15 protein-coding genes are annotated in these 12,543 nt (G+C 43.4%); 9 read left to right on the plus strand and 6 right to left on the minus strand.

Annotated elements, in window-relative coordinates:
* The 5 genes from B4033_RS09915 to B4033_RS09935 all read left to right on the plus strand — a co-directional run.
* A partial coding sequence (locus B4033_RS09915) for a GTP-binding protein (RefSeq protein ID WP_286833566.1) occupies nt 1–723 on the plus strand: 723 nt, incomplete at its 5' end.
* Nucleotides 724–804: 81 nt separating this feature from the next.
* A complete protein-coding gene (locus B4033_RS09920; protein WP_286833567.1) occupies nt 805–1,335 on the plus strand; it encodes a YaeQ family protein in 531 nt (176 codons plus the stop codon).
* Between the two features lie 87 nt (nt 1,336–1,422).
* On the plus strand, nt 1,423–2,046 hold the full coding sequence (locus tag B4033_RS09925; RefSeq protein ID WP_004814826.1) for an MgtC/SapB family protein: 624 nt from the start codon (nt 1,423–1,425) through the stop codon (nt 2,044–2,046).
* 79 nt (nt 2,047–2,125) lie between these two features.
* On the plus strand, nt 2,126–2,464 hold the full coding sequence (locus B4033_RS09930) for an FKBP-type peptidyl-prolyl cis-trans isomerase (protein WP_004891857.1): 339 nt from the start codon (nt 2,126–2,128) through the stop codon (nt 2,462–2,464).
* 173 nt (nt 2,465–2,637) lie between these two features.
* Nucleotides 2,638–4,485 (plus strand): sensor domain-containing diguanylate cyclase, encoded by a 1,848-nt coding sequence (locus B4033_RS09935; protein ID WP_286833577.1) that lies wholly within the window; start codon nt 2,638–2,640, stop codon nt 4,483–4,485.
* Here B4033_RS09935 and B4033_RS09940 read toward each other — a convergent pair whose 3' ends face one another.
* A complete protein-coding gene (locus B4033_RS09940) occupies nt 4,486–4,953 on the minus strand; it encodes a GNAT family N-acetyltransferase (protein ID WP_005222973.1) in 468 nt (155 codons plus the stop codon).
* 409 nt (nt 4,954–5,362) lie between these two features.
* Here B4033_RS09940 and B4033_RS09945 point away from each other — a divergent pair, with 409 nt between their 5' ends.
* From B4033_RS09945 to B4033_RS09955, 3 genes are all read left to right on the plus strand, one after another.
* On the plus strand, nt 5,363–5,854 hold the full coding sequence (locus B4033_RS09945; RefSeq protein ID WP_108675412.1) for a hypothetical protein: 492 nt from the start codon (nt 5,363–5,365) through the stop codon (nt 5,852–5,854).
* Between the two features lie 229 nt (nt 5,855–6,083).
* Nucleotides 6,084–6,356 (plus strand): hypothetical protein, encoded by a 273-nt coding sequence (locus B4033_RS09950; RefSeq protein WP_108619379.1) that lies wholly within the window; start codon nt 6,084–6,086, stop codon nt 6,354–6,356.
* Nucleotides 6,357–6,522: 166 nt separating this feature from the next.
* Nucleotides 6,523–7,020 carry a DUF2505 family protein gene (locus tag B4033_RS09955; RefSeq protein ID WP_004814839.1) on the plus strand — a complete coding sequence of 166 codons (498 nt, stop codon included), beginning with the start codon at nt 6,523–6,525 and terminating at the stop codon, nt 7,018–7,020.
* A 63-nt stretch (nt 7,021–7,083) separates the two neighbouring features.
* On the opposite strand, the gene B4033_RS09960 is transcribed toward B4033_RS09955, so the two are convergent.
* Nucleotides 7,084–8,364 carry an MFS transporter gene (locus B4033_RS09960; RefSeq protein ID WP_286833572.1) on the minus strand — a complete coding sequence of 427 codons (1,281 nt, stop codon included), beginning with the start codon at nt 8,362–8,364 and terminating at the stop codon, nt 7,084–7,086.
* Nucleotides 8,365–8,698: 334 nt separating this feature from the next.
* Between B4033_RS09960 and def the strand changes: the two genes are divergently transcribed.
* On the plus strand, nt 8,699–9,175 hold the full coding sequence (gene def / locus B4033_RS09965; protein WP_004891877.1) for a peptide deformylase: 477 nt from the start codon (nt 8,699–8,701) through the stop codon (nt 9,173–9,175).
* A gap of 9 nt (nt 9,176–9,184) precedes the next feature.
* On the opposite strand, the gene B4033_RS09970 is transcribed toward def, so the two are convergent.
* From B4033_RS09970 to B4033_RS09985, 4 genes are all read right to left on the minus strand, one after another.
* Nucleotides 9,185–9,622, minus strand: coding sequence for a YbjQ family protein (locus tag B4033_RS09970; protein WP_005222964.1), 438 nt, complete (start codon nt 9,620–9,622; stop codon nt 9,185–9,187).
* Between the two features lie 3 nt (nt 9,623–9,625).
* Entirely contained in the window at nt 9,626–9,982 is a 357-nt protein-coding gene (locus B4033_RS09975; RefSeq protein ID WP_048882385.1) for a YbjQ family protein, read from the minus strand.
* 110 nt (nt 9,983–10,092) lie between these two features.
* Nucleotides 10,093–11,553 carry a multidrug efflux RND transporter AdeIJK outer membrane channel subunit AdeK gene (adeK, locus tag B4033_RS09980; protein ID WP_286833574.1) on the minus strand — a complete coding sequence of 487 codons (1,461 nt, stop codon included), beginning with the start codon at nt 11,551–11,553 and terminating at the stop codon, nt 10,093–10,095.
* Nucleotides 11,553–12,543 (minus strand): efflux RND transporter permease subunit (locus B4033_RS09985; RefSeq protein ID WP_286833575.1); only part of this gene is annotated, 991 nt, incomplete at its 5' end. The genes B4033_RS09985 and adeK, both read right to left, overlap by 1 nt.

A 12,543-nucleotide genomic window follows, 5' to 3' on the forward strand; every position in this document is an offset into this window, starting at 1 on the left:
CCAACCGGGTTAGGGCATCCAGCGCAGTTATTGGAACAGCTCACAGAACCGCACTGGCAGACTCATCTGAAGATGCAGGCATTAATGACTGTCGTCGATGGTTCGCGTTTGCATGATCAGGTCTGGACGACCCAGAACCTGTATGCCGATCAGCTCAAGGCTGCACATATTGTCATTGTGTCACATACCGATTTAATGACTGCAGAAGATCAGGAAAGTTTGAAGCAGCTACAGCAGGAGTACCAAGCTTATAACCAGGTCTGGTTATTTAGTGCAAATGGCCAGATTGATATTGAACAGCTCAAGCAGGACTATATTGGTTCTGTTCGTCAGATTCAGACCTTGTTAAAACAGCAGCGTTCCCTTGGTGCAGATGAGGTTGCAGTGAAAATCCAGCAGCTACCTTATCATTATGTGGAATCCGCCCAAGGTTATGCAGTGGCTGGCTGGAAGTTGCCAAAACGCTGGCAGTTTGATTTTTATGATCTGCTTGATTTGCTCTGTGAACAGCAGGACTGGCTACGTATTAAAGGGATTTTTAATACCAATCAGGGCTGGAAAAGCTTTAACTTTAATCCGGAGCAGTTTAACTATCAGTCAGCAGAAAAGGGTATTGATAACCGGGTCGAGATTATTTACCAGACTGAACGTGACTGGCTGAATTTTGAAACTGCGCTGATGCAATGCCGGATTGATGCGGAAGCAGGACATTCTGCTAGCTAAATTTTCTGGCATGGCGATAAATCTGTTCAGCAAAATCGATATAAATCTTATATGCTAGGCGCCAAATTTGAGGATTGTGTTATGGCGCTTAAAGCAACGATTTACAAGGCTGACCTGAATATTGCCGATATGGATAACCATCGTTATGAAGACTATCAGTTAACGATGGCATTGCATCCTTCGGAAACCATTGAACGTCTAATGGTGCGTGTTTTGGCTTATGCACGTTTTGCTGGTGTAGCGCTTGAATTTACTAAAGACCTGTTTGAAACTGATGAACCTGCTCTCTGGGAGAAAGACCTGACCGGTCAATTGATACAGTGGATCGAAGTCGGCTTGCCCGATGAAGATAAGGTCAAAAAGGCAAGTGCCCGTTGCAAGAAAGTTGCAGTCGTGGCTTATGGTACTTCTGTCGATGAATGGTACAAGCGCAGTTCTAAACTGAAGACCCTATCCAATGTGGAAGTTTGGAAGCTGTCTCCGGCCAGTACCGAAGCGGTACAACAACTGTGTGAACGCACTATGCAGTTGCAGCTAAACATCATGGATAGTGAATGGACTTTGATTGGCGATCAGGCACAGGCTGTAATTGAGTGGGAACAGTTACAATAACAACTCACAAGGATGCAAGTTTCGACTTGTATCCTCGCCCCAATATTTCGTATATCTGGAGAGAATAATAAGTTCCAGGGACGAAGCATGTATCATGAACTTTATGATTTGCTGTTAGCAGTCGTGATTGGTGCAGTTATTGGGGCAGAACGGGAATATCACAGTAAGTCTGCCGGACTGCGCACCATGATCATGGTCAGTCTGAGTTCCTGTCTATTTACTATTATTTCCTTAAAAATCGGCGTCGCCAACCCCGACCGTCTGGCAGCCAATGTCTTAACTGGCCTAGGTTTTCTGGGAGCCGGAGTGATTTTAAAAGATGATAACCGGATTTCTGGTATTACCACTGCAACCACAATCTGGATGACAGCTGCACTGGGCATGGCAGTCGGTGCGGGCTATGAACTGTTAAGTGTCTGGGCAACGGTGATCGTGCTGATCGTACTGGTTCTACTGGTCTACGTGCAACGTGGGATTGAGCATCTGAATCAAGAAAGAAATTACGAAATTGTCTGTCCTTTTGAGCAGCATGAGCCGGATCATTATGAAAAACTGTTTAAACAATACAAATTAAAAGTCATTCATTCCAGCCAGCAAAAAATCGACCGACGGATCACAGGCCGCTGGATCCTGATGGGTTCGGCTAAAAATCACCAGAAATTAACCCAGTATTTATTACAGGATAAGAAGATTCAGGAACTCAGCTTTTGATCCATTGCAGTTAAAGTCTGAGGAATTTGGCTCAATCGCGTTTATACTAGTGCTATTTGCAAAATGAAGGATATGGGCGATGACCAAAGAACTAGAAATTATTGACCTGGTGGTGGGTGAAGGTAAAGAAGCGGTAAAAGGTGCACTGATTACCACGCATTACACTGGCTGGCTGGAAGATGGAACCAAGTTTGATTCATCGCTGGATCGTGGCAACTATTTTGAGACGGTCATCGGCACTGGCCGTGTGATTAAAGGCTGGGATCAAGGCATTATGGGCATGAAAGTAGGGGGTAAACGTAAGCTGATCGTACCTGCTCACCTGGCTTATGGTGAACGTAAAATGGGGAACATTATCCCGGCGAATTCCAACCTGATTTTTGAAATCGAACTGTATGACGTTAAAACACGTGACTGATATTATGTGACTTTCTGAACAGTACAATATGTCAGGAATTCAGCAGCAGGATAGCTCGTCGGTTATCCTGCTTTTTTATATGAAAAATCATTGGCAATATCCAACATTCCACGTACATTAGAATTAATAACAGTAGCTACAGGATGGCCTTTTTGCTCAGGTTTAGGGGGATTATACTGATATTGGCATCGTGGTTGATGCTGATATTTTTGATGGGGACTACACGGATCGTGTGGGCTCAATATGATGCTGCTCCAGAATCTTATTTCCTAGCTCATCAGAATGAGGTCACCGAACTAAAATTTGATGAAGATAGTACCACCTTGTTGCAAGGCAAATGGCAGTTCTATCCACGTCAGTTCATTGAGCAACCAGATCCTGAACTCGAATCACAAGTAGTTGAACTTCCAGCTTCATTCAAGAGTCTCACCGGAACCAATGCCACTTATGGCACTTTTATTAGCCATTTTAAAATTCCCAAAAAATTTATCGGACAACGTTTAGCGATTCAGATTCCGAGTCAGTATGGTGCTTATAGCATTTATTTAAATGGGGATATCTTGCTGCGTCTTGGTAAAATCAGTAAAACCCCGACAGGGCAGGTGACTGAAAAGGCACCTAAGATCGCATCTTTTGTGCCACAGAATGAATATTTTACCTTAAGTATTCAGGTTTCCAACTATACTAATTTACATGGCGGGCTAGAAAAGCCTCTGAAAATTGGCCCCTCTGCGACCATTAATCGACAGTTTATGCTGCAAATGATGAGTATCGCCGTGGTCTGTGGCACAGTGCTGGGTGTAGGACTATTTACTATTTTATTTTCCCTGTTTCGCGGATCTGTGGAGCGAAATAGCCGCAGTGTATTTATTTTTGGCTTATTTATTATTTTTTTGGCACTGCATAATCTGTTTTCTGCGCCGCATCCATATGCCATTGTGAGTAAAATCAGTTGGCTATGGGGTGCTCGTCTAGAATATCTTTTCACTTTTCTGGCGATCTTATTCTTCCTGAGCTACATGTACCTGTTTAAGCCGCGTTATATCCGACGTTCAATTTATTACGTAGGGACGGGATTATTGATTTTTAATATCGCAGTAACCTTGTTTAGCACACCAGAAGTTTTTGAGCGTCTGGCTTTGTATAGCGTTATCTATGGTCTGGTGATACTGGGTAATTTTATTTACGGGTTTTATGTGACACTTTCTCAAGGAGATGAATATTCGTTCACTAACCTGTTTGCCATCATCTTTCTGTGTGTGACCTTTCTTAATGATTATCTGGTATTACTGAATGTAATTGAGAGCGTGCATCTGTCATTTATTTCGACCAGCCTGTATGCCTTGATCATTATGTTTCAACAATCTCGTAATTATGCCCATCAAACCTACTATACCGAGCGACTGAATAATAAATTAATGATCTTGAACAGTTCACTGGATCAGAAAGTTCGAGAAAGAACAGCACAGTTACATGAACTGAATACCAAACTGCAGTATCAGATTAATGTCGATGCATTGACTGGCGCCTATAACCGGCGTGCCTTAAATGAAGAAATCCAGCGCCTGTTTAATCAGACCATTCAACATCCTGAACAGACCTTGTCCTTTGCAATGATCGATGTAGATTACTTTAAAAAATATAATGATTATTATGGTCACTTAAAAGGTGATGAAGTATTACAACGGCTGGTTCAGGTGATTCAGCAGGTTCTGCCTAAACAGGGATATTTAGCGCGTTACGGAGGGGAAGAATTCGCAATTCTATTACATGATATGCCGATTGCGGAAGCCCGTGAAATTCTTGAAATCGTCCTGCTTGCAGTACGTGCAGAACAGTTAGAGCATGATAACCGCGGGGATGATAAAGATTATGTTACTGTAAGTATAGGGGTTGCCTATATGGATGCTCATCATCCTTATGCGGATATTCATACACTAATGAAAACAGCAGACCAGCATCTGTATGAAGCCAAACTTGCAGGTAGAGACCAAATCAAAAGCAAGGCTGTGGCAGCCTGATCAGAACTGAGGATAGGTGCTGGAAGATAAAGCTTTGAACAGGTGCAACGCAGGTTCATCCTGCATGTGGGGAGAAATATTCTGAAAACCAAGTTTAGTATAGTAGGGCAATGCAGTTCGTGTGGTTTCAATTTCTAGACGGTCAATTTTTTTAGGCGTCATAAAATCCAGCATGTAATAAAATAACTGTGTTCCATATCCCATGCGCTGCATACCGCTACTTACATAATGCATGCGGATTTCTCCCTGATCACTCACCATCAGAAAACCGACCACTCTGTCATGTACGGTATACACCCAGCAATCATTATATAGCATTTCCACAATCAGAGTGGAATGGGTAAATGCTTCAAGCCAGGTTTGTATACGGGTTTCCTCACGTTGATGATCCATGACACAGGAGCGAATACTGTCATGAACAACATGTACAATTTGAGGAATATCCTGAACCTTTCCTTCACGAATCATAAGGCAAATTTAACTAAACTAAATAATAACGAGTGTTTCATTTAGCAGCATCTAGAGTATGAATGAAAGTCTAGGATTGTTATATTTTTAGGGAATTTTCCGGCAAAAAAACTCTTTATACAGCGTTTCTGTGGCGCATTTGTGTGGCTTGTTTAAATTGTTAGACAGCGTGTATTGATTTTTATTCGCATTTCCGTTAGAGCTAAATTCTTTAGTCAGGATAAAAAATATTTTAGAAGTATTTAAAGAAATTATCCTATAGTGGGAAATATAAATTTTTCGAAATATTTTGAAATGACTAAAGTTGGGTATTTTTTAATCAATATGTTATGGTTTGTAAATGAACTGTAATTGAGTAGATCTGTAGTTACAGATTGAAGATAAGAAAAATGAATAAGAGGCTTAGCCTATGGTCAAAGTAATGCTTATTATCTGTAGTGTTTTGGTGATGTATGTTGCCTGGATAATCGCCTTCAAAATCTATAAAGCCCGCTATCATGGTCAGCGCTTAAAGCCTGAAGCAGTGCCGCCATCTTCCCAAGATCAAACGTCTATTTCTAACGCACAAAAGCCACATGAACTGGCTATGACGGTAGATGCTTATGAGCTAGAACTGTTCGATGATATCGCTAAAATGTTATTCAAGCAGCCCGCGATCATTACCGAGCGTACTCAGGCTGAAGGGTTACAGCAGAAATGGTTGAATCGAATGCCGTTGCAGACCAATAGTGTGATCCGAAAAATGGACTTGGGAGAGTGGTCTATTTACTGGAATTTTTATGGTCAATCCATCGAGTATTATGTGGGACGTTACGGAGTTTTCTATACGCATGTGGACCGGCATGGAGAAGAACATCGATATGAACATCGTTTCGAGTCAGACCATGCACATTGTGCCTAATAAAGTTTTGAATGAATACGGATAACTGTTCAGGTTGATGCAATCTGTTTGGTCTATAAATTTCTTAACTATTAATAGCCCTCATTCTTGTTTTTTTGTCTATTGATGAAGCCAGTGCATATATTCTATAGGATCGAGATCCTCAGCCATATGTCACTGTGCAAATATCCCTGTCTGTTATTCGCAAGCAGTCAGCATGCTAAAATCTGCTTTTGTCAGGAGCGCGACAATGCTGATTGACTTCCGGCAGGCCCAACTGGGTCTTTTTATCGAATTGGCATGGAAAATTCAGGCACAGCCGCAGCAGTATCTCCAGTTTGATTCGGTATCAGATTTTTATAAGGCTACCTGGCTGAATGATTTTCCGAAAGGTACGACTTGGTATACCTCTGGGCTGGATGATGGTGCAGATGAGTTTGAAGCTGTCATTTACTATCCCGGAGCCAAGCTGATCATCAGTAGTGGCGTGAAAACTCAAGTGTGGTTAAAGGTGGATGATTGACTTATGTGCCTTAATTTACCTAAACACTGCATAATGACTCTGGATCAGAAATTCAGTTTAATACTTTCGATATACAGCAAAGTTATCTGATTCTGAATTTGGCTTTATAATAAGCTTCCCCAATACAAGCGACATCCACAATTTAAAAAATAAAAAGGAAAACCACATGGCACATCAATTTACTGTAAAGGCAAACATCAATGGTGTTTCTATTGATGAATTTAAACGTCTGGTCAGTGATATCAGCATGCACGAAGCGGTCTGTCGTCGTATTCCGGCGCAGAACATGGAGATTCTGGTTTCTGAGAAACAGGGTGAAATCTATACCTTGAAACGTGCATATAATTTGGACGTGAATATTCCAGATATCGCAAAAAAACTGTTACGTGATGCTTTTCGTCTGCAACGTACCGACATCAGTAATCTGGAACATTTAACTTCTACAGTGGAGCTTGGTGCGAACCTGCCAATCGAAGCGACTTGCCAACGCGCAGTAAAAGGTGATGAACGTCAGATTGAGTTTCAACTGGACTGGACCGTAAAAGTAAAGGTGCCATTGGTCGGCGGCATGCTGGAAAAACATGCGGAAGGCGAAATCCGCAAATTTAGCCAGATTGAAATCAGTATCATTGAAGATGAAATCCGTAAAAGCCTGACTGCCTAAATGGCAAGAAGGTCAAAGAAAGAGCCCATATTTGGGCTCTTTTTTATCACAATATTTTATTGATCAGACTACCGATTTTTCAAATTTACTTCTGTAAATCAGGGCAGTGAACAGGGTCACCAGACATACAGTCCAGACATAGTACATTGCACCAATATTGCTATACAGGCTAAGCCATTGTACGAGTGGCAAGGTAATTCCGCCGGCAATGGCATACGCCAGATTGTAAGAGAAAGAAATCCCGGTAAAGCGGATCTGTGCCGGAAACATTTTCACCATGCTGTAAGACACCATCCCGACTGTACCGGAGCTTAAACCTAACAACATATACAGCATGAACACGGTTGACGGTGCAACATGGCCTAGGCTGTTATAGAAAATGCCCGCCATAGTCGCAACTAGAAGAGAACCAAACAGAATGACACGCCCAGCACCAAAACGATCGGCCAATATACCTGCCAGTACACAACCCACCATTTGCATCACAATCGCCGCACTTTGCATTTTGAAAGCATCGGCACGTTCAAAACCAAAAGCACCAACCAGCAGGTTTGGCATCGCCAGAATCAGCACCACTACACAGCCCGTCAAGAACCAGGTAAAAAGCATTCCAATCACGACACCGGTTTTATGCTTTGCCAGAACCTGTTTCACCGGCAATTCTTTTGCCAGTTCTTTTTTGGCCTGCATGGCTTTAAATACCGGTGTTTCTTTCAGGTAACTCCGCAGGTACAACGCTACAAAACCAAAAATACCACCGAGGATAAAGGGAATACGCCATGCCCAGTCTTTAATTTCTGCTTCAGAGAACTGTAAGGAAATAAAGAGTGACATCAAGGCTCCCAGCAGAATCCCGAGTGACAGGCCTGCGGTAAGCACACCATTAGCAATCCCGATACGACGCTCAGGGACATGTTCAGAAACAAAAGTCCAGGCAGCAGGAATTTCACCACCAATGGCAATTCCTTGTAGTACACGCATTAACAGCAACAGAATTGGCGCTGCATAACCAATGCTTTCAAAGGTCGGCATGACCCCGATCATCAGAGTAGGTAGTGCCATTAACAGAATTGATAGGCTAAACAGTCGTTTACGTCCAATTAGATCACCAAAATTTGCCATCACTACACCGCCCAATGGGCGGAAGAAATAACCCGCAGCAAAAATGCCGTAGGTATTCAACATGGCCCAGAAAGGACTGAGTGTGCTGGGGAAGAACAGCTCTGAAATGAGCTTGGCATAAAACACATAGATGACAAAATCATAAAACTCGAGCGCGCCGCCCAGTGATGAAAGTCCAAGAGTGTGTTTATCTGCTTGTGAGAGGCGCGGAGGTGCATCCATGCTGAAATCCTTAATCCATTACTGAGTATTTATTTGATTTTAAAAGAAACATTTTTTATTGAATAATCAATCTTTCTTTGCTCAAAATAAACTAAAAGTTATAAAAAAAGATATTTATAAAATGCTTTGGAATAATAAAAGTTGAAATTGAGCAAAGAACTGAACTAAAAAATAGAGATGACTTATTTTAGTTCGTATTGATGTTCTTTGCTGATAAAGCGATTCGTTTAAAAAGTTTTCAGTGATACAGATTACAAAAAAAATCTGCTTTGGAAGGCGCTAAAACTGGTCTATAAAAAGTAGAGGAACTGCCTTAAATAAAGAGAGATTTGACATGACTGTGTTAACCGTGGCCAGGCAAGGTGAGGCAATTTTAGGACTCGTTGCAACTGCTGTGGCAGATTCTGAATTCGGCAGTGAGTGGCTGTATCAGCTCAATAAATCCATGATGGATACCATGCTTGACCGTCAGGGGGTAGGTATTGCTGCCCCGCAAGTGTATATTTCCAAGCGGATCATTATTGTCGCTTCACGTCCAAACCTGCGTTATCCCGAGGCACCGTATATGGAAGCAGTGACAATGCTCAATCCGGAAATTGTGCATGTTTCTGAAGCACAAGTTCTGGGCGAAGAGGGCTGCTTGAGTGTACCGGATCAAAGAGGCAAAGTTGCCCGGGCACAAGATATCCGGGTGCGTTATTACACCATGGAAGGTGTGCAGGTTGATGCTGAATTTAGTGGCTTTGCTGCACGGATTGTGCAGCATGAAATCGATCATCTGAATGGAATATTATTCACTGAGAGACTTTGAATCTAAGACTTAAGGCTTTTTAATGGCAGTGCCATAAGCAAAGACTTCCACCATTCCACCTTGCATGCCCAGTTCTGTAGTACTCAAGCGTAATCCCATAATCTGAGTAGCACCGATTTTCTCAGCTTCACGCTTCAGGCGAACAACAGCTTCCCGGCGTGCACGTTCCACAATACTTTCATAGCTGACCAGACGTCCACCCAAAATGTTCTGAATATTGGCAATCACATATTTAAAATAATCATGGGAAATCACTACATTGGAGCTAATCAGCTGACCTTCAAATTCTGAAGTTGTAAAACGGTGAGTATCCAGCACAATATGAGCAAGCCGTACTTCCTGTTCCGCCAGCTCTTTTAGATGTTTTCGTTCATAATAACGACCAAAGCCAAAACCTACCGAAAACAGCAGGGCAAAAACGACAAACTGAAAAATCAGGTTATCCATAGCTTAACCTGCTGACGGGAAGGGATCTGGAAGCTTTGGAACATTCGGCTCCACTACCACCGCTGTACCATATACAAACAGTTCAGATGCACCTTGGGCGATGTTAGACGTTGAGAAACGAATGCCGACAATTGCATTGGCACCCATCTGACGAGCTTTTTCAATCATCCGGTTCATCGCTTCTTGGCGCGATTCTTCCAGAAGTTCGGTATAGGCAGTCAGCTCACCGCCAACAATATTTTTCAAACCTGCGAGCAAATCACGGCCAACGTGTTTACTACGTACCGTACTGCCATAGACCACATCGATTTGACGGCTAATAACATGTCCCGGGACGGATTCCAGATTACTGAGTAGCATAAGGGATAGAGAACCTGATTCTGTTCCTTTGAAGATAAGAAACTCCATGATAAAAAGCAATAAAAAAGCCCACCGAAGTGAGCTTTTTCAATAAGATCGAAAACCGAGACTTACTGCTGATTTGCCTGTTTACGTTCAGCTGTAGATGGCGGGTATTGAATCGTATCTGAGGTATTGGTTTTTAAACCACCACCCAGAGATTTGTACAATTCTACCTGGTTGTTCAGGTTCGCCTGTTCCAGCAATAACAAGCCTTGTTCGGCTGCATACGAAGTACGCTGTGCATCCAAGACAGTTAAATAGCTGTCAATCCCAGCACGGAAGCGGGCATTGGACAGACGATAAGTCGTATTGGTTGCATCCACCAGACGACGTTGCGCAGCTAAACGGTCGCCAATGTTCTGACGCACTGCTAGTGCATCGTTGACTTCACGGAAAGCAGACTGAATCGATCTTTCATAATCAGACAGCGCGATTTGCTGGTCTGTTTCTGAAATTCTGATATTTGCTCTACGTGTACCCCAATCAAAGATCGGAATATCCAGACTAGGACCCAGCGACCAGACGAAACTTCCTGATTTAAACAGATCGCTTAAGTCAGCTGAAGCATAACCCGCTGAACCGGTCAGACTGATGGTAGGGAATAAACGGGCGCGTGCAGCAGCAATATTGGCACCTGCAGCAGACAGTTGATATTCTGCAGTACGGATGTCTGGGCGGTTCACCAGCAGATCACTTGGAAGACCTGAACCCAAAGCGGATGCTGTAGTAATCCGGGTTACTCGATCAGCTGGCAGTAAATTCGCTGGTACAGACTGGCCGACAAGTAGATTTAGCAGGTTTTGTGCCTGTGCTACCTGAGTCTTGTAGTTCGCTACATCATTACGTGCAGTTTCTACAGAAATCTGTGCTTGACGAACAGGAACTTCACTGTCGATGCCCACATCGAAACGTTTCTTGTTGAGGTTAAAAGACTCAAGCTGGGTTTGCAGGGTTTGATTGGCAAGCTTCAAGTTAGCATTAGCAAACGAATAATTTAACCATGCCTGTGCTACCTGACTGATCAGCGAGATTTGTGTTGCATCACGCGCACTCGCAGTGGCCAGATAAGTATCTAAAGCATTGTCTTTCAAACTGCGTACACGCCCCCAGAAGTCAAGTTCGTAGGCAGTCACGCCTAGACCAACATTATAGGTTGTCGTTGCACCACGACTTTGTGTACTCATGGTGTCCTGACGCAATACGCTGCCACTGGCACCAATCGTTGGAAGCTGATTATTTTCAGTGATCTGGTACGCTTGCTGTGCACGCTGAATATTCAGCGCTGCAATACGTAAATCGCGGTTATTGTTTAAAGCTAAATCAATAACTTGAACCAAGCGTTGATCAGCAAAAAAATCTTTATAACCTTGCTCAGCAACGGAAGTGCCTGAGGCAGAACCGATATAGCTTTGCGGAATGTCGGCTTGTGCCACGGGCTCTGGGCCACGCATGCTTTGACATGCAGTCAAAGCAAGCGCGAGGGCAGATACCGCAATGCTACGACCTGTAATAGACCATATATTTTGCATTACGACTTGTACTCCTGATTTTGTTGTTTTGGTTTGTATTTAAAGATACTTCGAATCCACACGTAGAATACAGGAATAAAGAAGATACCTAAAAGAGTCGAACTGATTACACCACCAAGGACACCATAACCGACGGAGTGCTGGCTACCCGCACCGGCACCTGAAGCAAGTGCTAGTGGAAGTACACCAAAACCGAAGGCAAGAGTGGTCATGATAATTGGACGTAAACGCATTTTCGCTGCATGCAGGGTCGCTTCAAACAGCTCTTCGCCTTGTTCCTGAAGTTCTTTTGCGAACTCTACGATCAAAATCGCATTCTTCGCAGCCAGACCAATCACGGCAATAATCGCTACTTGGAAGTAGATGTTATTCGACAGGTTCGGGTCTTTAAACAGAATCATACCGCCAAAGGTCAATAGTAATGCACCCACGATGCCTAATGGTACAACCAGAAGAACCGAGAATGGAATTGACCAGCTTTCATACAATGCAGCCAGACACAGGAACACGATCAACAGTGAAAGCGCGTACAAGAATGGTGCCTGTGCGCCAGACTCACGTTCTTCCAGAGACAGACCAGTCCATTCATAGTCGAAACCTTGCATGCCCATTTCAGGAAGCTTGGCAATGATTTCTTCCATCGCACGCATTGCATCACCTGAGCTCACGCCCGGTGCCGGTGTACCCTGAATGTTCATTGCAGATACGCCGTTATAGCGTTCTAGACGAGGCGAACCATAGGTCCATTCACCCGTTGCGAATGCAGAGAACGGTACCATTTCGCCACGGTTGTTACGAACATACCACTGGTTCAGGTCTTCCGGCATCATACGAGAGCTGGCTTCACCCTGAACGTACACTTTTTTCACACGACCACGGTCAAGGAAGTCGTTGATGTACGAACCACCCCACGCCATGCTCATGGTGCTGTTAATTTCAGAAATGCTGACACCTAAAGCACCGGCTTGTGCATGATCGACAATCACACGG

The organism is Acinetobacter sp. UBA3132, from assembly GCF_002364825.1.
In the GTDB taxonomy this organism is placed as follows: Bacteria; Pseudomonadota; Gammaproteobacteria; order Pseudomonadales; family Moraxellaceae; genus Acinetobacter; species Acinetobacter schindleri.